Source organism: Nostoc sp., from assembly GCF_036917235.1.
Classification (GTDB): Bacteria; Cyanobacteriota; Cyanobacteriia; order Cyanobacteriales; family Nostocaceae; genus Nostoc.
The window spans coordinates 110,683-129,459 of record NZ_JBALDU010000033.1; the positions used below are offsets into that span (position 1 = coordinate 110,683).

Below are 18,777 nucleotides of genomic sequence, written 5' to 3' on the forward strand. Positions count from 1 at the left end.
TCGGTTGCAGTTGACTAGCGATTTTCTCTTTTCGACATTGCAATATCTTGCAAGATATGCGTTCTTCATAAGGAAATAATAACTTCCCCAGTTGGCAATCAAAACGCCAAAATTGCCCTTTCATTTCATTCAAGTTTTTAATTAATCTAATGACGCTGTATCATATTTTCAAAATTCGAGCTTGCTAAAGAGATATTTGAAAAATTACTACTTTTGATTTTTTATTCTTATGACGCACACAATTAAAATTAATATCTGAGAGTTTTATAAAGTTTAAGTAAACGCACAAGCTTGAATAGATCAAAACATCTGCCGAAGTTGCCTTGTTTTTCAACTGTTTTTCAGTCAACTACACTTCTGTAACAGATGACACACGTGTTTGTCCGAGACTAGTCCCTATTTGAAAATACTACCACATCGGCAGCCCTCAAACTGTTGCAAATTGTACAATTTTATTGACATTCTAGCCTTAAATTCCACCAAAGCTATTGGTTTTTTCTTCAAGGAGTGAGTCAGACGCTCGCAATTCTAGCTCATCAATATGACTACTTCTTCGTCAAAAAAGTTCAAACCCTCAATCATTGCATCTAAAATTTCAAATGCCGTTACCGACAGTTATTTTACCTGGATATTTAGAAAGTGCGATCGCTTATCGCCAACTAGAACAATCCCTACAGCAGTTAAATTTTCCTACTGTTACAGTCCCACTGCGACGGCGTGACTGGCTCCCCACTCTAGGAGTAAGACCCGTAACCTTGATTTTGCAACAACTCGATCGCACGATTAAGCATATATTGCAGCAACATAATGCTACTCAAATTAACTTAATTGGTCACTCAGCCGGAGGTTGGATATCCCGCATTTACATGGGAGAAAAGCCCTATTTGGCACGCGGTGATGTCAAACCATTTCTCTGGCAAGGGCATCCCTTGGTTACGACTTTCGTCACCTTGGGTACACCCCATATTAGCCAAGAACGCTGGACACGTTCCAATCTAGATTTTGTCACCAATAACTACCCAGGAGCTTTTTACAAAAACGTTCGTTACGTTTGTGTGGCTGGCAAAACTATCTTTGGGAAAAGGCGGCCTGGTAGTTGGTTAGCTTACAGTAGTTACCAATTAACTTGTGGGAAGGGTAACACATGGGGAGATGGCATTACGCCCATTGAAGCTGCTCATTTGGAGGGAGCGGAAAATCTGGTAATTGAAGGTGTCAAGCATTCTCCTAGAAGTCCTGGAATTTGGTATGGCTCACCAGAACCCTTAAAAGCTTGGGTGCAATATTTGATTTAAAAAACTTGATTTTTATATAAGAAAAGTAAAATTTATTAAAATTTCTTAGCTAAAATCGTAACAAGAATAAATACTTAGTTAAGAACAGGAGGGGTGAGCCATGCAAAGCACCCAGTTCGATCAGATTTTGCGACGAATAGCGACGATATTATCAGTCGTGATTTTGACTCTGTGTTTAATTTATATCTCTACCGGAGTTTTGCTGTCTTTTTACTATGAACCAACAGCAGGCGGAGCTTATAACTCATTGAAGATGATTAATACACAACTACCATACGGCTGGTTGTTTTGGAGAGCGCACGATATTGCTGGTAATGCGGTAATTGCGATCGCTCTAATTCAAATTGTAGTGATGTTTTTAGGTCGGCAATTTCGCAAGAGTTGGCTGGCTGCTTGGGTTAGTGTGATTTTGTTAACCCTAAGTGCGATCGGGCTGGATTGGACAGCAATGATTTTAGATTGGACTCAGGAAGGGTACTGGCGTTTTAGCATTGAGCTAGGAACCATCGAAGCCATTCCTTTGATTGGTGGGCAACTGCGCGAAATCCTGACTGGTGGTGGAGCTATTAACACAATTACCGTCGAACACCTTTACACAATACATAGTTATTTGATTTCGGTAGCAACCCTAATTCTCGCCATAGTACATTTGTCTGCTTTACTCTGGCAAGAATGGCAAATGTATCAAGAAGCGCCAAAACCAGAAAGCGAATTTATTCCTTCCCAAGGCTAATAAAGAGTCATGAGTTAGGAATTCCTCCCCTGCTCCTCTGCTCCACTGCTCCTCTGCTCCCCTGCTCCTCTGCTCCCCTGCTCTTCATCCCCCAGGAGCCTCACTAGTAGAAAGTTGAGATAATTGGGCGAGGGATAAATCTTCAACCTCTGGTAACTTTTCTAGAGAGAGGGGAGTGGATTGGGTGGCACCAGATAAGCGTTTTAAAAGGCTAGGTCTGGGGTCATGCAATAGATAAATAATGCGATCGCCAATTTCCCAATCTTGGTTAGCTGGCATTACCTGTAAGCGTTCTGCTCGTTCTAGCAATAGCGGTATCAACACCCCAGTCCGAATCTTTTCTTGGATGCGATCGCATTGAGTTGAAAACTCCAAGTCATCTAGCGTAGTTGTTCCCAATTTGACTCGCCCATCATTCAAATACTCATTCCAAGTTTTAATCGCTAAGTCTGGAATAAAAGCTTGATTAACTTTATTACTAGCCGATATACTCGCTTGCGGATCGCGGGGGAAAACAGCTAAGACGCGCGGGGGTTTAAACTCCTCAGCTGCTCGTTGAGCCAAAACAAAATTCACCTCGCCATTACTTGTCATCGCCAAAAAAGTACCCATAGAGGCAAGTCCTGCCTCTTCTAAAACAGCAGCATCCAACGCACTGCTGGCAATTACCCGCAGATTTTGCGCCTCAGCTTGGACAAGACATTCGGGGTCAGTATCAATCATGACCACGTTTTCTCCCCGTTCTTGAAAGAAGCGGGCAATCACAAGACTCAAGGGATTACAACCCACAATCACTGCCCCAGTTACGTCCTTAGAGGTGATTTGCAGCCATTTAGCAACCCAGCCAGCTGTTAACCCTTGGCAGACAACAGTCATGATAATTGTGAGGAATACTAAAGCTTTGATGGAATCACCGCCGTTAATGCCTCGCTGTGTCAGCGAAATGGCAAAAAAAGAAGCTACAGAGGCGGCAACAATTCCTCTCGGAGCAACCCAGCTTAAAAACAGTTTCTGTCGCCAGTTTAGGTCACTGTTCCAAGTACACAACAGGATATTAATCGGGCGAACGACAAACATTAGTACCAAAACGGTGAATAAACTACCCCAACCCAAAGCAAACACACTGGCAATGGATAGGTCAGCAGCTAATAAGATAAATAGCACCGAAACGCTGAGAATTGTCAACTGACCCTTAAAGCTGCGTAACAGACGTTCTTCCGGGACTGAGGAGTTAGCAAAAACTGCCCCTGCAACTACTGTTGTCATGACTCCCGATTCACTGCGGATCATCTGCGATAAGGTAAACAAGCTCCAAAGTATCGCCAACACCACTAAGTTTTTTAGCTCAAATGACAGAAAACTGGCGCGTTTGAAAATCAAACTCATCAGATAACCGCCAGCACCACCAATTGCTGCACCAACAGCCAAGCGTATAAGTAAACCGACGATCGCATTCATGGGATCAGCATCGCCGTTCAAAATCGTATCGAGGACAACGAAAGCGAGGATAGCCCCTACAGGGTCAATTAAAACCCCTTCTCCTTCCAAAAGTGTTGCCACTTGTCGATCTACATTGATTTGTTTGAGCAAAGGGCCAACGACGGTTGGGCCTGTCACCACGACTATGGAAGCATACAGAAAAGCTATGTTCCAGGGAAATTCACCCAGCCAGTGGGCTGCCATACTCCCGCCAAGCAGGGTGATTAGCGTTCCTTGAGTAACGAGCAATTGTAGGCTGACTGAAACTTTACCTAACTCACGCAGATCCAAATTAAGTCCGCCTTCAAACAAAATGATTGCCGTTGCGAGGGCGACTATAACTTCCAGTCCAGTGCCTAGCGAATGGGGATGCAATAGCCCTATGCCATCGGAGCCAAACAAAATGCCCAACAGCAATAACAAGACGATGCTGGGTACACGAAGGTATGCAGCCAGCACTTGGGCGCTAATGCCTGCAAAGACAGCGATCGCCATCTGTATGGTGATTTCAAAAGATGCTTCCATGTTGTAGATTTTGAGCGATTTATTTCAAAATCTCTAGTAAAAAACCGTAGATATTAACTCTACAGGGTACAACATCATACCCTTTGTTCCTTGCTGTCTTCAGCGTTTTTTATATCTGTGTATACCCAAAAATTTCCAGCGCCCAACACTGAAGCGCCCTGTGGCTTTTTGCTGAAACATCTACAGACTTTTTTATCTGTCTCCATGTCTTTGTATCCTCTTCAAGCTTTTGCTTCCACCCAGTTTAGCTGCCACAAACTTTTTTTGGCAAAACCTGTTGACAACGGCAAGGAAATTGGTTAACTTATAAAAGGTCTGAGTCCGATGCCCCCATCGTCTAGAGGCCTAGGACACCTCCCTTTCACGGAGGTAACGGGGATTCGAATTCCCCTGGGGGTACTTAAAAACAATAAAAAGCAAAAGCTTTTTTGTTTGAAATCTAGCAATAAAAACCATCATCCAGGAATACACCTGAATGATGGTTTAATTTTTGTTATGCATATGGTTCTTTGCTGGCTAGTTCTTCTACACGTTGGTGAATAGCCAAAAGATTTAACCGCAAATCTTTGCTCAAGCGATTTTCAATAATTCCCACTGGCATAGTGAGTTTAGGCCAAACTTGAATTGTGTAGGACAGGTTTGTTCCTAGATACTCACCGAAAGAATAAGGCTCTAAGCACCAGCTACCAGAAAAGCCTTTAAAATCTCCCTCTACCATGCGGAAATTAATTGCTTTAGGGAAGCATTCTTCCAAATCTAGAACTACCCGCGCACAAAAGTTGAAATTAAGTAAGCGTTGAGAGCCAACTTGCTCCAGTCGAATTCCACCATCGGGATGCTCGATTAAACAACTCTTGGCGAGGTTGGGAAGGAAGTCTGGTAAGGCTTCATAATTTGTCAGAACCTTCCAGATTTGCTCCACTGGGTGGGGAATTTGGACTTTAGCACTGATTTGCCGCTGTCGCTCTGCTATTTTCTCAATTTGAACTTCTACCTGAGCAAGCAAATCCCCTTCTAGATTGTTGTCATCAGTGGGAGACTGCAAATCAGGGTTGTCTGTTGTGTTCTGTTTTTTAGTCACTTTCAGAATTGTGGTTTGCTTTCGTCAGAAAATTGGGGCAGAGTCAAGGTGAAGCAAATTTCGCTCTGTTCAGAATCCGATATTGGGAGACTTTCAACAGCGATCGCTCCATCCAGATGCTGCACTAAAGACTTGACTAAAGCAAGTCCTAAGCCAGTCCCTGGAGTCCAGCGCCCTTTTCCACGACGGAACTTATCAAAGATATAGGTTGCTTCTTCTTCAGAGATGGCACGTCCTGTATTCGTCACCTTTATGATAACTTGATCGATTTGTTGCTCGACTCGGTGAGCAGCTTCAAGGTGGACGATTGTATCAGACTCTGAGTATTTACAGGCATTCGTTAACAATTCTTGCAAAATACGGTCAAAGCTCTCCAGTTCAGTTTGCAGTTTGAGCGATTCCTCGGGCAAATCTACAGAAATCTTTAATCCCTTTTCGCCAAGTTTTTTCTCAAAAGATGCTGCTATATCCTGAATTCTAGTATTTAAATTTATAGATTCTAATTGCGGGGCTTCGTGAGGCGACTCTAGCTTTTGGAGTGTTAACAAGTCATTAATCAAGTTGATTTCCTTTGAACATTCCTGCTCAAGGATATCCAGATATTTACTCTGACGCTCTGGCGCTATTCCTGGCAAACGCAAGTTTTTTATTGACATCAGCATATTTGTCAAGGGGTAGCGTAGGCGATCGCTCATGTTACTCAAAAATTCATCTTTGAGTTCATTAAGTTTTCGCAGCTGCTCGACATACTGCCGTGTTCTTTCATGCAATTTCGCTTGGAGTTCCAGACTACTCTGGAGTTTTGCCGTCCGCTCATCTACCAAAGTTTGCACTTGGCGCAATGTCTGTGACTGAATTATGGCGTTACTCACTTGAGCACAAACCATTTCCACAAGATTTAATTCTGCTGGTTGCCAACTACGAATCACAGATTGCTGTAACACCAAGAATCCTAAAATTTTACCTTGACTCTCTAATGGCACTAAAAGTACCGCAGGCAATTCTTCTATTGCAAATAATGGAGCGGCTGTCAAGGTATCGTTTTGGTCTGTATAGTCATCGAAGATTACTGGTTTTCCAGAATCCATGAAGGCACGCTGGCATAAACCACAGTCTGAAACTAAAAAAGACTTAGCTAAGGTGTCTAGTTGACTAGCACCGGAATTTTGTGTTTCCCTAGCCCAGTCAGCAATCACGGTAGCTTTCGCTTTGGGGATTTGTTTTTTAGCTTGAGTCTTAAATAGTGGATCTGTATATTTCAGTAATATGAGCAAACCCCGATCTGCCTGTAGAGATTCGGCAGTCGAGGCGATAACTAACTGGAGCATTTGATTTAGCTCCAAGTTGCTACGACTCAATAAGGTTAATTGCTTGATCAAGCTTTGATGCTGCTTGCTTTTTTGCAGGGACTGTTCTTGATGAGTAATTTGTTGAGCTTGTGCTACTCCAGAAAAAGCGATCGCGCAAGCTGACTCCACTTCTTTGAGCAATTGTTTTTCTGATTCACTCCATTCATAAGGTTGGAATTTAATCAGATTAATCACTCCATTATTATTGCCACCAAACCGAGTGGGAATTGCCAAAACCGCTTTTATCGGTAGTGGCAAATATTGACACCCAATTACCAGACTATTCTGAATGATGGAAATGTCTTCAATAGTCAATGGTTGGGCAGCACATTGCAGCACTGGCGAGTGCATAAGCAACTGTTCCATCGAAAACATTTCTTCTGGGTGTGGCAACCCCAGATATTCTTCAGCACACCAATTAGTAGTAGTTGCTTCGTCTGATGTCTCATCCGCCACAGAAACCAAGCAGCAACAATCTACTTGAAAAGCAACTCCTAGCAATTGGGCAATCTCTTGCAGCATCAAAGCCGTAGCAGAGCTATTAGCAATGATTTGGTTAATTTTTTGTACCAACTCGCGGGCAGATTCTTCCTGATGCTGCATCAGCTTGACTTGGTAAGGTTGTAGTCGATCTATGTCATCTATGTAATGTGGCGGCGATGATAAAGGCTTTTTCATTTTTGGCACGCCCTCGGATAATAACCCCATTGTTCTTGCACCCAACCTCTTGGCATATTCTTCACCGTTAGTTGTGTTGCTACACCCTGAATAATTGACAAATTTTTTGTGAATACTTTCTCTCACCTGTTATAGCCCTTTTCTATCTCAGATGGCCAAATTTCCACTGTATCAAGCAAATTGCTACATTGGTACATAAGTAATAGAATACTCAAGATATCCTATAAATGCTTAAGCTAGCTTATTTTTAACTGCTCTATTTTGAAATAATGCACTAACTTTATCCTGTCTGTAAGTATACATAAACCGTAATTTCTCTAGAATTACAGCAAAATTCCCCTTTTGAGCGCGTAAAATTACGTAACTTGCTTTATAAAGCTTTATTACATTCCTTGAAAAAACTAGTAGGTTTAACAAGCTACTCCTCAATCTCCGTAACTCTCAGTAAAATATCAATAAAAGTAAAGGAGGCAAGAAGAGGTTGCTCTTGCAGTGTAAGCTTCTCTTCTCTAGGAGAGGCTGCATCAACGAAACGCACTCGTGTTCAGACCCGATCTACACTGATAGCGTAAGTATGGTAGCGAGTTCGTAAGCGTCTTGTTTCCAACCTATGGCAGAAATTTGGAGTAGAGCTTAAATTTAAATAAATTCTTGCTCACTAGAGGTTGCGGCAGTTCTGGCTAAATTGTGAATGCAGCCCAGTTATTAGTAAAAATAACTAGGCTGCATTTGTCTGAGTATAAAAAAACACATCTATTTTCAGAACTATATTTTTTAAAGTAGTAAGAGCATTTTGTACTCCCTGGTGGTAGTGGCGGGCTTTTCGGCCCGCCCTACACCAGGTTTCAAAATAGACGAAGTTTATCCAGCCAAGCTCTCGACACTCAGAGGAACCATATCGCCATTCCTCGTTAGTCCTAACAACATCGGTTCTTGGGGTTGAATTAGTTGACCTGTAAGCACACAGCGTTCTTCTTGCTGAGCTGTGGCAGCTATGCTAGCTCGAATGTCGGATCGCGAAAATCGAGGCTTCCACTCACCTGATTTTTGCTGGACATAATTCCAAAGGATATCTCGGATCAGAGCTTGATATCCCTGATTCCCGGCTATTTCTTTGAGCTTATCTTTGAGTTCCCGCTCTAGGCGAATGCTGGTAACTTCCATATCGGTGGTTGGGGTGCGAGCGATCGTATGCATCAGTTTTTCTCCTTAAAGGTATAGACAGGATAGTAATACAAGTGTAGTATGTTTAAAGGAATGTTCAATAGGTGAAATTTTCTGTGAAATCCATTTACCCCATCTCTACTTCAATTTTGTGCGCTACCAATTGCCGAACCAATTGGGAATCAGCTGCTATGGAAGTGGAGTATTTATTTATGGGCGATGGTAGCCGAAATCATGGGCAAATCACAGAGGGTAATGATGATTATAAGTATGTAGGCTTTAGTGCACTAATTGCAAAACCACAACTAAATCAAAAAAGCGGGGGGTACAGGCGAAGGAATCCTGTACCGATATGAGACCAGAAAATTTTCCGGTCAATTCTAACCCCCGCTTCACCGAAAACTTGAAGCGGGGGTTTTTTTATAAGGAGTTAAGCTGTGACGATATCTTCCATGCGCGGCGCGAACGCAATGCAAGTGTTAGAGCAATCTGTGGTGGTGTTTTCTCAAAATTACTTGCCACTATGTCGGGTCAATATCAAGCGGGCGATTGTGCTGTTAGTAACCAACAAGGCGCAACCGCTGGGTTTTACCACAGAAAGCGGCTGGCAAGTTCACTCACCCAGTTTGGTAATTGATGTGCCAAAACATATTCGCTTGACAATCACTTCTAATGAGCGGATGTGGAAAGTTCCGCCAGTGAATCGGCGAGAAGTAATGCGACGAGACCATCACAGTTGCCAATATTGCGGCAGCACCAAACATCTAACGCTAGATCATGTGATGCCGCGTTCTAAAGGCGGTTCTCACACTTGGGATAACGTAGTCGCAGCTTGTGAAAGATGTAACTCCCGTAAAGGCGATCGCACCCTGTTTGAAGCTGGTATGCAACTGCGTACCAAACCAAAAGCGCCAATCCACCCCGCGATTTCTTTTGCTGAACAGTTTTGGATAGATATGCAAGCAAACCTGGAATAACAGGAGAGCATAAGGAATGCTGAAATTAACTTACACTGAAAGCAGTTTTGATTTGGAATGTGTCACTCTGTCGCTAGAAGAATGGGTAGCGCAGCGAGTGATTTTAGCCCTGCGAGTTGGGCAAAGTTTGTGCATCGAACCCACTACCGCTTCCTTTTTGCTTCCTGTTGATTTGCCAGGAGTAGAAGTACTGAGGTCTGAGGTAAAAAGAGATGACAGAGAAATTATTGCTCTTTGTGCCTGCGATGCCGAATATATGGAAGTCACCCTGCGGGGTTCTTGGCTATCAGCTAGTTCTAAGGATTCTGTCGGTGTGTTTGTCACCACTATGAGCGATCGCGCTGAGTTCTTTTTGCACAAACTTTGGCAAGAAGCTCAATCTTGTGCTTCTGTGATGAGTGAATAAACGAAATAGTCGGGTGACTCAATTTTGGATTTTGGATTTTGGATTTTAGATTTGTTCTCACGTTGAAATTCGGGGGTAACTCTTGGAAACGATGCGAGAACAAATATTTTGGGATTTTGGATTACTCAATCCAAAATCCCAAATTTAAAATCTAAAATCAGGTGAGGAGAATTTCTCACCCTTTATTGTGCCATTTTTAATAGTTCAGGAATTGTCACAAATCGGTAGCCTTGCTGTTTGAGTCCACTGATAATTTTTGGCAAAGCTTCTACAGTTCTGTGGCGATCGCCACCACCATCATGCATTAAAACAATGAAACCAGGTTTTGCGCCTTTCAGGACATTATTTACAAATGCCTGGGGTTTGGCGTGAGGATCGGTATCAGCGGAAGTTAGCGACCACATAATGACAGCATCTTTCTGGCTTTTGGCATAAGCGGCTAGTCCGTTATTTAAAAAGCCTCCAGGAGGACGAAACAGAGAAGTTTTCACCCCTGTAGTTTTGTATATCAAGTCGGCTGTGCGATCGATTTCACTCTTAGCTGTGGCTTCATCCATTCGCCGATACCAATGATGCCAAGTATGGTTGCCAATGGCGTGTCCCTCAGCTACTTCACGCTTGGCTAGGTCAGGATTTGCTTGTAAAGCTTGTCCTACCCAAAAGAATGTTGCTTTAACATCATTTTGTTTTAGGATGTCCAGCATTTCTAGGGTTGTCTTTGGCCAGGGACCATCATCAATGCTTAAAGCAATAACCTTTTCGTTGTTGCTGAGTTGAGCCTTATAAACTGATTTTCCCTGAAATTTAGCTGGGACTGTAAAGGTAGGGTTTTCTACTTTGTCTGATGGCGGTAGCTGGGCATTAATTTGGCCCTTTGCTGGATCTTGAAGTGCAGTATGAATTTTGCTTAGTGGCTGGTTCAACCCCGATTGTGGGGAGGTGCCTGGAGCAATACTACAAGCTGTAACACTAGAGGCGATCGCGACAATACTAATTATCTTTTGTCGCTTGAGGTAGTTGTCTGTCACGTCAGGCTTTTAAAGACTCACCCAATCATAAGCTGTAGTTTGACTTTTCACAGGGTTTAGCAAGTTCATATCTAAGTGCAGAAGCTTTTCTAGACAATTTCAAAAAAACTTTCTAAAACCCCTTGACACCTCTTGTAGTATTTTGTAGTATATTTGTAGTGAAGCGAAAGACAACCTTCCCAAGAGTCAAAGTTACCTTATACATACAACTAAAGGCAAGGCGTTGAAACAAACCAGAGTCCTTAGTCAGCAAAGCTGCTCCTACTTGCAAACCATCGGCAGTAGAGGCAATAAACGAAAAAAGTTCTAATTTTGCACTCATCAAAACCACTGAATACATCCGTAATACACAACAGGCTTGCTACCTAGAGTTTCGGTTGTTTTCCTAACAGTTTCTAACAGTTAAAAGTAAATTTTCTGAACCTTGAAAACTAAATAAGAAATGGGCAAGTTTACCAACAAAATTTGTGCTTAAAAACCTCAAAACTTAGGCACAAATTCCAAAAAATCGGGGTGTAGCTCAATTGGCTAGAGCATTCCGTTGTCTGCGGAAATGTTGCGGGTTCAAGTCCCGTCACCCTGGTTGCAGTCCTGTAGGCGAATAGTTTAAGCCGTCAGCCTCTCAAGCTGAAGATTGCGAGTGCGAATCTCGTCGGGACTCCAAAATGGTCAGGTAGCCAAGTGGTTGAAGGCGTTGGTCTGCAAAACCGATTAGCGCGGGTTCAAATCCCGCTCTGACCTCTGTCGCAGTGTAGCTTAACCAGCAAAGCCCCAGGTTCATACCCTGCTATATGCGGGTGCAAATCCCGCCGCTGCCACCAAATGCAGGGATGGTGTAACGGCAACACCTCGTGACTCCAAATCCGATGTTCTGGGTTCAAATCCTAGTCCCTGTGTCAGACAATTTTAGATTTTAGATTGCCAATTTTAGATTAAATTTTTTAATCCAAAATCTAAAATTTAAAATTCAAAATTAACTCAATTATGCCCTCGTGGACTAATGGTTAAGTCAGTGTTCTTTCAAAGCACAGATGCGAGTTCAATTCTCGTCGAGGGAATGATTATGGGTCGGTGGCCGAGTCTGGCTGAAGGCGACAGTCTGTAAAACTGTTCTTTTTTGCGCGCAGGTTCAAATCCTGCTCGACCCACTATGGAGAGGTGGCTGAGTGGCTAAAAGCGTCCTCCTGCTAAGAGGAAACGGGTAGCTAATACCCGTCGCAGGTTCAAATCCTGTTCTCTCCGTTTTGAGAGTGTGGTGTAACTGGATAACATCTCAGTCTACGAAACTGAAGATTTGAGGGTTCAAATCCCTCCGCTCTCGTCATCATTTCTTCTCTTATCCCCTGGTAGCTCAGTTGGTAGTAGCGCCTGTTTGAAAAACAGGAGGTCGTCGGTTCGATTCCGACCTGGGGGGCTTCGTTGCCTCATAGCTCAATGGTAGAGCAAGCGGCTGTTAACCGCGCGGTTGTAGGTTCGAGTCCTACTGAGGCAGCCATTCATTGCCGGGTGGACGAATTGGTAAGTCGCATCGCTCTGAACGATGAGGTTGCAGGTTCAAACCCTGCCCTGGCAATAAAGCCCTGTGGTGTAATTGGCAACATAGCGCCCTTTGAAGGCGAAGATTCCAGGTTCGACCCCTGGTGGGGCTGCCAAACTCTGCTCTTGTAGCCCAACTGGAAGAGGCTGCCGTCTCAAAAACGGTATGTTGTGGGTTCAATTCCCACCAAGAGTACCAAAATTTGCTCCTGTAGCCCAATTGGAAGAGGTGGCAGACTTAAAATCTGTTTCGTTGTGGGTTCGACTCCCACCAGGAGTACCAACGGGATGTAATTCAGTGGCCAGAAGCCATGCTTTGGGAGCATGGAGTCGCAGGTTCAAATCCTGCCATCCCGATATACCCCTGTGACGGAACTGGAATACGTGCTGGAATCAGAGTCCAGATTTTGCAGGTTCAAATCCTGTCAGGGGTACTAATGCTCTCGTGGCGGAACGGAAGACGCACTAGACCGAGGATCTAGTTTTTTGCAGGTTCAAATCCTGTCGGGAGTACCAAAATATCTGGGTGTAGCGCAGGAGTTTCGGGAACTCCAGGTCGCAGGTTCAATCCCTGTCACTCATTTGCCCTTGTAGCCCAACGGAAGAGGCGCTTCGCTTAGAACGAAGAGGTTGCTGGTTCAAATCCAGTCGGGGGTATTGGTGAATATGCGGGGATAGAGCAACGGTGGCTCGTCAGGCTCATAACCTGAATATCAGCAGGTTCGACTTCTGCCCCCGTCACCAAAATTAGTGCTGGTGTAGCTCAATTGGCAGAGCAACTGACTTGTAATCAGTAGGTTGCAGGTTCAATTCCTGTTACCAGCTTGATGCGGGTGTGATGTAATCGGTAGCATCTGAGTACGCCATACTCAGTGCGTGGGTTCAAGTCCCTCCACTCGCTTGCGTAGTCCTGTAACTCAATTGGTAGAGTGTCTTCCTTACAAAAAGAATGTCGCAGGTTCAATTCCTGCCAGGACTACCTCAAGCCCTCGTAGTTCAGCGAATAGAGCCGCATCCTTCTAAGATGAGAGTCCCAGGTTTGAATCCTGGTGAGGGCATAATTGAACTTAAATCATGATAAATTTATTCTTATGATTTAGGTTCAATTAATGACCACTCATCATACAAAAGGAAAAGCAGACCTAGCTGTAGCGAAAACTATAGCTGATTTGACTGTTAAAGATTATGTAATTCTTACCCCTTTGATTTGCGAACACTTGCCATTTGATTTAGTAGCATGGAAGGAAAATAAATTTCTGAAAATCCAGGTTAAATATTCTAGCATTGGGCGAATTTTCGCTAATACATCATGGAATGATAAACATGGAAATCATAAACGCCAGTATCATAAAGATGATTTTGATTACTACGCTATTTACTTGCCAGATAAAGATCGGGTTATTTACCCCAGTTTTGATTACCGAGGTATCATAATTAGAACCGAGTTACCCAATAGTAATTATCCTTTTTATTGGTGGGAGGACTTTCTAGAAATTAAATCAAAAGTTCTCAACAGGAATATTAAAGATTTTCAACGTCAAGCAAGCCGAGTAAAAATGGAAAGGCGTTATTCGGCAAGACCTAAGTCTAGAAAGGTTGAACGTCCATCTAAAGAAGAATTGCACGAGCTAGTATGGACTAAACCAACTGCTCACATAGCTAAAGATTTTGGTGTAAGTGATAAAGCAGTAGAAAAATGGTGTAAGGCTTATGAGATTGAGAAACCTTCTAGAGGTTATTGGGCAAAACTTTATAGCAGCAAGTAAACTGAGTTTTTAGATTGCGTAGCGTACGCTATGCCTAATAGCAGGCTACGCCAATGTGAACGCTCCAACTGTTAACTGGTAACTGATTTAATGGGTCTGTAGCTTAACTGGGAAAGCGTCTGCCTTGCAAGCAGAAAGATGTCGGTTCAAATCCGACCAGTATCCACTTTTGGTGTCTGAAGCCAAAGTGGTCGAGGCGCTGGTTTGTGGAACCAGTCATAGCGGGTTCAAGTCCCGTTAGGCACCCCTCAACATAATTACTAATTCGTAATTCGTAATAAAAAATCGGTTGGAATTTACAATTTGTATAAACTTTTGAAAGTTAATACATAACGCAATTACAAATTATGAATTGTTAATGGAAGATGCTGCTGAATGGACAGCAACCAAGCTTGAACCTTGGAGTATGGGCAACTGTAGGGGTTCGATTCCTCCATCTTCCTCTTTTCCACCTGAAGCCGAAAAGTGAGGCGCTGTGCTGATAACACAGAAACAGGAGGGGCAGTACCTCCCAGGTGGATTTATATATAGCGTTGGTGTAAGGCTTGCGATGTAAAAAATATCCGATCGCACCAACTCATTTCTTAAATTAACTAGGGTGGTTGGCATACCGGCTGTGCAGCGAGCTTTTAACTCGCAGAAATAGGTTCGACCCCTATACCACCCACTAAAAAATTCAAAATTCAAAATTCAAAATTGCAATCTTACTTAGCCTTTTGGCAATCACTAATATGCAACTTCAATGCGCGTTGGGTTATGAATAGCAACTAGCGATCGCTAGTTGAGCATGTTGCAATAATACATCTTTATCCAAAGCGTGTATGGAATATTGCGGTGTTACTGCCAGTAGTTTCTCAATTCTTTCTCTGGCTGCTTCTACGACTGCTTCATCTAAACTACCGTTACTGAGCGAATCAGCAAAATCTTCAGCAATCCGATAAGTTCTTTCAATAGATGATGAATTAATATTACGCGATACAATAAACAGATCGCAGCCTGCATTAAATGACCGCGCCACAGTACCAGCTTTCATAAACATATCTGAGATCGCTTTCATATCCAAATCGTCAGATACAACTACTCCCTCAAACCCAAGTTCCTCTCTAAGTATGGTTTTGAGGATAGCCTGAGAAAGCGTACCTGGCACATCAGGATCTATTTTGGGAAATAAGATATGGACAGTCATAATCAAAGGAATCTTTACTTCGATTAGGGCTTTGAAGGGTATAAGTTCTCGAAGTCGCAGGTCTTCTAGAGTTAAATTCAGTATTGGTAGCTCAATATGAGAATCCTTGCTGGTGTCTCCATGTCCGGGGAAGTGTTTGGCGCATCCCAAAATTCCTGAATCTCGAAGTCCAAGGTAGTAGTCACGCGCACCTTGAGTAGCAGTTTCTGGAGTGTTACCAAAGGCGCGAGGCCCAATCACGGGGTTGTCGGGATGGGAAAAAATATCTGCTACAGGTGCCCATGATAAATTTATGCCCAGTGATTTTAATTCTACAGATGTGGCCTTTGCTACTTCGCAAGCGTGCGATCGCAGCAATAAGGCATGAGGAAAGCGGGTAATTGGCGGTGGTGTACGAATTACACGACCTCCTTCATGATCGAGAGTCATGAACATGGAATCACGCTCAGTGTATTCTCGTATCTGCCTGTTTAAATCCTTGAAGCTTTCCAGCCAAACCTGATATGGGGTGCCATCCAAAAAGTTCTTAGCAAAAAAGATCGCCCCAATCGGTTTCAATTCATTGAGTGCGCGTTTATCATCATCGCTTAATGTCGTGCCAGAAAGACCTAGAATTAGGTGATGTCCAAAGCGCTTTAGCTCTTGTGATACACCCATAATTTTTTACCTATTAAGTTGTGCGGTAAACAACTTGGTTGTTCAACCTAGAGGACATAGACTTTTATCCTACACCCTTATGGGAAGCGGAAAGTTTTCCAAGTAGTCTTTAAGCAATACTCCAGATATTTCCTTAGAGCAAATACACGAATTAGTAAATAAATCAACTACTTTAAGACCACATTTGGGATTACCCTATTTTCAGTCAAAGGAAATACTTTTGTTTGCCTAAATTTCTTCTATGTAAAGATAAATGAAATGCTCGCTCAAACCTATTGCCAACAATGGTATTAACAATTTGTTCGGGTAAGTGCGCTTAGGTAAAATTCCCTTTGGCAAAAGTTTTTTGGGGAAGCGATCGCACAATAACTGCCAAATGTAACGGATTGCAACGTATAATGAGAACGATAAAACGGTTAAGAAATATTGAAGAGCAGTAGGGTTACATGCGAGTAGCGATCGCGGGAGCGGGACTAGCAGGACTTTCCTGCGCGAAATATCTTACAGACGCAGGTCACACACCCATTGTCTTGGAACGTCGAGACGTTCTAGGCGGTAAAGTGGCCGCTTGGAAAGATGCTGATGGAGACTGGTACGAAACAGGTCTGCACATCTTTTTTGGCGCATATCCCAATATGTTGCAGTTATTCAAAGAACTGGACATTGAAGATCGGTTGCAATGGAAAGAACACACAATGATCTTCAACCAGCCGGATGCACCAGGTACTTACAGCCGCTTTGATTTCCCAGATTTGCCAGCACCGATTAATGGTATAGTGGCAATTCTGCGAAACAACGATATGCTGACATGGCCAGAAAAAATCCGCTTTGGCATCGGGTTATTGCCAGCCATGATTCAGGGGCAAAAGTACGTTGAAGAAATGGACAAATATTCCTGGACAGATTGGTTGCGTAAACACAAAATTCCAGAACGGGTCAATAAAGAAGTTTTTATTGCCATGGCCAAGTCCCTGAATTTCATCGGCCCAGATGAAATTTCAGCAACCATTCTTTTAACTGCCCTCAATCGTTTCCTCCAGGAAAAAAAAGGCTCGAAAATGGCCTTTCTGGATGGTTCGCCAACAGAACGGTTGTGTCAGCCCCTAGTAGATTACATCACCGAACGCGGTGGAGAAGTCCGTTTGAATGCCCCTTTAAAAGAGATTTTGCTAAACGCCGATGGTAGCGTCAAAGGTTACTTGATTCGGGGGTTGAATGGAGACGAAGATGAAGTTTTCATGGCGGATTTGTATGTATCGGCTATGCCGGTCGACCCTCTGAAGGTGATTTTGCCAGCACCTTGGAAAGAAATGGAGTTTTTCCAAAAGCTAGACGGGTTGGAAGGCGTGCCTGTAATTAACGTGCATTTGTGGTTCGATCGTAAACTTACGCAAATTGATCACTTGCTATTCTCGCGATCGCCCCTCCTAAGCGTTTATGCTGATATGAGCAATACCTGCCGTGAATACGCCAACCCCGAACGCTCGATGCTGGAATTAGTTCTAGCCCCGGCAAAAGATTGGATTGCCAAATCCGATGAGGAGATTGTGGCTGCAACTATTGCCGAGTTAGAAAAACTCTTCCCCGACCACTTTGGGGGAGACAATCCAGCAACATTGCTGAAATCTCATGTGGTGAAAACGCCCCGTTCAGTTTACAAAGCGACCCCTGGTCGTCAACAGTACCGTCCCTCGCAAACAACCCCCATTAGTAACTTCTATCTCTCAGGGGATTACACCATGCAACGCTACTTAGCCAGTATGGAAGGTGCCGTACTTTCTGGTAAGCTGACAGCGCAGGCGATTTCTGAGGCCCTCCCGGTAGCAAATTCCTCAAACCTGCAAACGCTCACCCGACCGCCCGCAACGAATGCTGCAACTGCCTGATTCCCCGCCGCGCATGAAAACGCTGGTCTCTGTAGACGAGTCATACAAACTTTGTCGGCATCTCACAGCAAAGTATGCCAAGACTTTTTACCTGGGTACTTTGCTTATGAGTCCGGTAAAACGTCAATCTATTTGGTCAATTTACGCTTGGTGTCGCCGTACAGATGAATTGGTGGATGGCCCCGCATCTGCTATTACCACGCCAGAAACCCTAGACCTATGGGAACAGCAGCTGGAATCGATTTTTGCGGGGCGTCCATTAGAAAATTACGATGTAGCTTTAGTTGATACCCTCCAGCGCTTTCCGATGGACATTCAACCATTTCGGGATATGATTGCCGGTCAGCGCATGGACTTATATCGCAGTCGTTATGAAACCTTTGAGGATTTATACCTCTACTGTTACCGCGTTGCTGGCACTGTTGGCTTAATGTCAACATCAGTTATGGGTGTGGATAACACCATATATGCAGCACCGTGGCAACAGAACAAACAACCTTATGTTCCCATAGAAGAAGCGATCGCTCTCGGAATTGCCAATCAACTTACCAACATCCTGCGGGATGTGGGAGAAGATGCCAAACGGGGGCGGATTTACATTCCCCTTGAAGACTTGGCAAAATTCAACTATACCGAGCAAGACTTCTTCAAAGGTGTGGTAGATGACCGTTGGCGGGCATTGATGCGCTTTCAAATTGACCGCGCCCGCCAGTTTTACACCACATCCGACCAGGGAATTACTTATTTAGCATCCGATGCCCGTTGGCCTGTGTGGGCAGCATCAATGCTGTATGGTCAAATTTTGGAGGCGATTGAACGCAACGATTACGATGTATTCAGTCAGCGGGCTTACGTTCCCCAGTGGAAAAAGTTACGCACCTTGCCCATAGCTTGGATGCGATCGCAAGTCCTTTAAAAAATTAGTCATTTGTCCCTAGTCCTTAGTCCTCAGTGTTTTATAAATAACCAATGACTAATCAGAAATGACCAATGACAAATGACTATTGACTCTTACTAGCAAGTCTGGTAAC

Annotated in this window: 14 protein-coding genes and 29 tRNA genes; 36 read left to right on the forward strand and 7 right to left on the reverse strand. The window is 43.6% G+C overall.

From position 1 onward, the window contains the following. The first annotated feature begins 599 nt into the window (after positions 1-599). Positions 600-1,295, forward strand: coding sequence for an esterase/lipase family protein (locus V7K44_RS10750; protein ID WP_334931270.1), 696 nt, complete (start codon positions 600-602; stop codon positions 1,293-1,295). 100 nt (positions 1,296-1,395) lie between these two features. After that, positions 1,396-2,028 carry a cytochrome b N-terminal domain-containing protein gene (locus V7K44_RS10755; RefSeq protein ID WP_334931272.1) on the forward strand — a complete coding sequence of 211 codons (633 nt, stop codon included), beginning with the start codon at positions 1,396-1,398 and terminating at the stop codon, positions 2,026-2,028. 84 nt (positions 2,029-2,112) lie between these two features. On the opposite strand, the gene V7K44_RS10760 is transcribed toward V7K44_RS10755, so the two are convergent. After that, entirely contained in the window at positions 2,113-4,032 is a 1,920-nt protein-coding gene (locus V7K44_RS10760; RefSeq protein WP_334931274.1) for a cation:proton antiporter, read from the reverse strand. Between the two features lie 326 nt (positions 4,033-4,358). On the opposite strand from V7K44_RS10760, the gene V7K44_RS10765 reads away from it, so the two are divergent. Beyond that, positions 4,359-4,431, forward strand: a tRNA-Glu gene (locus V7K44_RS10765). Between the two features lie 94 nt (positions 4,432-4,525). Here the strand turns inward: V7K44_RS10765 and V7K44_RS10770 are convergent. The 3 genes from V7K44_RS10770 to V7K44_RS10780 all read right to left on the reverse strand — a co-directional run bounded on the left by V7K44_RS10770 (position 4,526) and on the right by V7K44_RS10780 (position 8,337). Beyond that, the gene (locus V7K44_RS10770) at positions 4,526-5,113 is read right to left on the reverse strand and encodes an SRPBCC family protein (RefSeq protein WP_334931276.1); all 588 of its coding nucleotides are present in this window, start codon (positions 5,111-5,113) and stop codon (positions 4,526-4,528) included. 2 nt (positions 5,114-5,115) lie between these two features. Next, positions 5,116-7,140 carry a GAF domain-containing sensor histidine kinase gene (locus tag V7K44_RS10775; RefSeq protein ID WP_334931278.1) on the reverse strand — a complete coding sequence of 675 codons (2,025 nt, stop codon included), beginning with the start codon at positions 7,138-7,140 and terminating at the stop codon, positions 5,116-5,118. Between the two features lie 861 nt (positions 7,141-8,001). Beyond that, the gene (locus tag V7K44_RS10780; protein WP_094347436.1) at positions 8,002-8,337 is read right to left on the reverse strand and encodes a hypothetical protein; all 336 of its coding nucleotides are present in this window, start codon (positions 8,335-8,337) and stop codon (positions 8,002-8,004) included. Between the two features lie 437 nt (positions 8,338-8,774). Here V7K44_RS10780 and V7K44_RS10785 point away from each other — a divergent pair, with 437 nt between their 5' ends. Together V7K44_RS10785 and V7K44_RS10790 are read left to right on the forward strand one after the other, a co-directional pair. Then, on the forward strand, positions 8,775-9,281 hold the full coding sequence (locus tag V7K44_RS10785; RefSeq protein ID WP_334931474.1) for an HNH endonuclease: 507 nt from the start codon (positions 8,775-8,777) through the stop codon (positions 9,279-9,281). 16 nt (positions 9,282-9,297) lie between these two features. Then, a complete protein-coding gene (locus V7K44_RS10790; RefSeq protein ID WP_289795857.1) occupies positions 9,298-9,687 on the forward strand; it encodes an alr0857 family protein in 390 nt (129 codons plus the stop codon). Positions 9,688-9,869: 182 nt separating this feature from the next. Here the strand turns inward: V7K44_RS10790 and V7K44_RS10795 are convergent, their stop codons facing one another. Together V7K44_RS10795 and V7K44_RS10800 are read right to left on the reverse strand one after the other, a co-directional pair. Further along, entirely contained in the window at positions 9,870-10,715 is an 846-nt protein-coding gene (locus V7K44_RS10795; protein ID WP_334931282.1) for a polysaccharide deacetylase family protein, read from the reverse strand. 112 nt (positions 10,716-10,827) lie between these two features. Then, positions 10,828-11,037: a hypothetical protein gene (locus V7K44_RS10800; protein ID WP_334931284.1), complete on the reverse strand. Its 210-nt coding sequence runs from the start codon at positions 11,035-11,037 to the stop codon at positions 10,828-10,830. A gap of 187 nt (positions 11,038-11,224) precedes the next feature. Here V7K44_RS10800 and V7K44_RS10805 point away from each other — a divergent pair. The 29 genes from V7K44_RS10805 (at position 11,225) to V7K44_RS10945 (ending at position 14,684) form a co-directional block, all read left to right on the forward strand. Continuing rightward, a tRNA-Asp gene (locus V7K44_RS10805) sits at positions 11,225-11,298 on the forward strand. 4 nt (positions 11,299-11,302) lie between these two features. Continuing rightward, positions 11,303-11,376: transfer RNA gene (locus V7K44_RS10810), tRNA-Glu, on the forward strand. A gap of 6 nt (positions 11,377-11,382) precedes the next feature. Further along, positions 11,383-11,456 (forward strand) — tRNA-Cys (locus V7K44_RS10815). A 4-nt stretch (positions 11,457-11,460) separates the two neighbouring features. Then, a tRNA-Met gene (locus V7K44_RS10820) sits at positions 11,461-11,536 on the forward strand. Between the two features lie 3 nt (positions 11,537-11,539). After that, positions 11,540-11,611: transfer RNA gene (locus V7K44_RS10825), tRNA-Trp, on the forward strand. Between the two features lie 91 nt (positions 11,612-11,702). Next, positions 11,703-11,773: transfer RNA gene (locus V7K44_RS10830), tRNA-Glu, on the forward strand. Positions 11,774-11,780: 7 nt separating this feature from the next. Then, positions 11,781-11,863 (forward strand) — tRNA-Tyr (locus tag V7K44_RS10835). 4 nt (positions 11,864-11,867) lie between these two features. Continuing rightward, positions 11,868-11,957, forward strand: a tRNA-Ser gene (locus V7K44_RS10840). Positions 11,958-11,961: 4 nt separating this feature from the next. Beyond that, positions 11,962-12,036, forward strand: a tRNA-Arg gene (locus V7K44_RS10845). A 19-nt stretch (positions 12,037-12,055) separates the two neighbouring features. Next, positions 12,056-12,129 (forward strand) — tRNA-Phe (locus tag V7K44_RS10850). Positions 12,130-12,135: 6 nt separating this feature from the next. Next, a tRNA-Asn gene (locus V7K44_RS10855) sits at positions 12,136-12,210 on the forward strand. A gap of 5 nt (positions 12,211-12,215) precedes the next feature. Beyond that, positions 12,216-12,288, forward strand: a tRNA-Gln gene (locus V7K44_RS10860). Between the two features lie 3 nt (positions 12,289-12,291). Next, positions 12,292-12,367, forward strand: a tRNA-Gln gene (locus V7K44_RS10865). Between the two features lie 6 nt (positions 12,368-12,373). Further along, a tRNA-Leu gene (locus V7K44_RS10870) sits at positions 12,374-12,450 on the forward strand. Positions 12,451-12,456: 6 nt separating this feature from the next. Next, positions 12,457-12,534: transfer RNA gene (locus V7K44_RS10875), tRNA-Leu, on the forward strand. 1 nt (position 12,535) lies between these two features. Beyond that, a tRNA-Pro gene (locus V7K44_RS10880) sits at positions 12,536-12,608 on the forward strand. A gap of 3 nt (positions 12,609-12,611) precedes the next feature. Next, positions 12,612-12,685, forward strand: a tRNA-Leu gene (locus tag V7K44_RS10885). A gap of 5 nt (positions 12,686-12,690) precedes the next feature. Beyond that, positions 12,691-12,767, forward strand: a tRNA-Leu gene (locus tag V7K44_RS10890). A 68-nt stretch (positions 12,768-12,835) separates the two neighbouring features. Beyond that, positions 12,836-12,908: transfer RNA gene (locus V7K44_RS10895), tRNA-Leu, on the forward strand. Between the two features lie 11 nt (positions 12,909-12,919). Next, positions 12,920-12,995: transfer RNA gene (locus V7K44_RS10900), tRNA-Met, on the forward strand. Positions 12,996-13,003: 8 nt separating this feature from the next. Further along, positions 13,004-13,076: transfer RNA gene (locus V7K44_RS10905), tRNA-Thr, on the forward strand. Positions 13,077-13,080: 4 nt separating this feature from the next. After that, positions 13,081-13,152 (forward strand) — tRNA-Gly (locus V7K44_RS10910). A 5-nt stretch (positions 13,153-13,157) separates the two neighbouring features. Next, positions 13,158-13,230, forward strand: a tRNA-Val gene (locus V7K44_RS10915). Positions 13,231-13,236: 6 nt separating this feature from the next. Next, positions 13,237-13,309: transfer RNA gene (locus tag V7K44_RS10920), tRNA-Arg, on the forward strand. Positions 13,310-13,360: 51 nt separating this feature from the next. After that, positions 13,361-14,017, forward strand: a complete 657-nt coding sequence (locus tag V7K44_RS10925; protein ID WP_334931286.1) for a group I intron-associated PD-(D/E)XK endonuclease — start codon at positions 13,361-13,363, stop codon at positions 14,015-14,017. A 92-nt stretch (positions 14,018-14,109) separates the two neighbouring features. Continuing rightward, positions 14,110-14,183, forward strand: a tRNA-Ala gene (locus V7K44_RS10930). Positions 14,184-14,189: 6 nt separating this feature from the next. Next, positions 14,190-14,263 (forward strand) — tRNA-His (locus V7K44_RS10935). A gap of 114 nt (positions 14,264-14,377) precedes the next feature. Further along, positions 14,378-14,460 (forward strand) — tRNA-Ser (locus V7K44_RS10940). A gap of 153 nt (positions 14,461-14,613) precedes the next feature. Then, positions 14,614-14,684 (forward strand) — tRNA-Lys (locus V7K44_RS10945). Between the two features lie 87 nt (positions 14,685-14,771). On the opposite strand, the gene V7K44_RS10950 is transcribed toward V7K44_RS10945, so the two are convergent. Then, positions 14,772-15,860, reverse strand: a complete 1,089-nt coding sequence (locus tag V7K44_RS10950; RefSeq protein WP_334931288.1) for a glycoside hydrolase family 3 protein — start codon at positions 15,858-15,860, stop codon at positions 14,772-14,774. Positions 15,861-16,306: 446 nt separating this feature from the next. Between V7K44_RS10950 and pds the strand changes: the two genes are divergently transcribed. Beyond that, positions 16,307-17,746 (forward strand): 15-cis-phytoene desaturase, encoded by a 1,440-nt coding sequence (pds, locus tag V7K44_RS10955; RefSeq protein ID WP_334931290.1) that lies wholly within the window; start codon positions 16,307-16,309, stop codon positions 17,744-17,746. Continuing rightward, positions 17,730-18,662, forward strand: coding sequence for a 15-cis-phytoene synthase CrtB (crtB, locus tag V7K44_RS10960; protein WP_094347430.1), 933 nt, complete (start codon positions 17,730-17,732; stop codon positions 18,660-18,662). The genes pds and crtB overlap by 17 nt, the downstream gene beginning before the upstream one ends. Positions 18,663-18,777: the final 115 nt, after the last annotated feature.

What these genes read in the sequence shown, in the direction of transcription:
- V7K44_RS10950 (WP_334931288.1), bottom strand. Translation starts at nt 15,860, where the DNA reads ATGGGTGTATCACAAGAGCTAAAGCGCTTTGGACATCACCTAATTCTA.
- V7K44_RS10760 (WP_334931274.1), bottom strand. Translation starts at nt 4,032, where the DNA reads ATGGAAGCATCTTTTGAAATCACCATACAGATGGCGATCGCTGTCTTT.
- pds (WP_334931290.1), top strand. Translation starts at nt 16,307, where the DNA reads ATGCGAGTAGCGATCGCGGGAGCGGGACTAGCAGGACTTTCCTGCGCG.
- V7K44_RS10755 (WP_334931272.1), top strand. Translation starts at nt 1,396, where the DNA reads ATGCAAAGCACCCAGTTCGATCAGATTTTGCGACGAATAGCGACGATA.
- V7K44_RS10750 (WP_334931270.1), top strand. Translation starts at nt 600, where the DNA reads ATGCCGTTACCGACAGTTATTTTACCTGGATATTTAGAAAGTGCGATC.
- V7K44_RS10790 (WP_289795857.1), top strand. Translation starts at nt 9,298, where the DNA reads ATGCTGAAATTAACTTACACTGAAAGCAGTTTTGATTTGGAATGTGTC.
- V7K44_RS10785 (WP_334931474.1), top strand. Translation starts at nt 8,775, where the DNA reads ATGCAAGTGTTAGAGCAATCTGTGGTGGTGTTTTCTCAAAATTACTTG.
- V7K44_RS10800 (WP_334931284.1), bottom strand. Translation starts at nt 11,037, where the DNA reads ATGAGTGCAAAATTAGAACTTTTTTCGTTTATTGCCTCTACTGCCGAT.
- crtB (WP_094347430.1), top strand. Translation starts at nt 17,730, where the DNA reads ATGCTGCAACTGCCTGATTCCCCGCCGCGCATGAAAACGCTGGTCTCT.
- V7K44_RS10780 (WP_094347436.1), bottom strand. Translation starts at nt 8,337, where the DNA reads ATGCATACGATCGCTCGCACCCCAACCACCGATATGGAAGTTACCAGC.
- V7K44_RS10775 (WP_334931278.1), bottom strand. Translation starts at nt 7,140, where the DNA reads ATGAAAAAGCCTTTATCATCGCCGCCACATTACATAGATGACATAGAT.
- V7K44_RS10925 (WP_334931286.1), top strand. Translation starts at nt 13,361, where the DNA reads ATGACCACTCATCATACAAAAGGAAAAGCAGACCTAGCTGTAGCGAAA.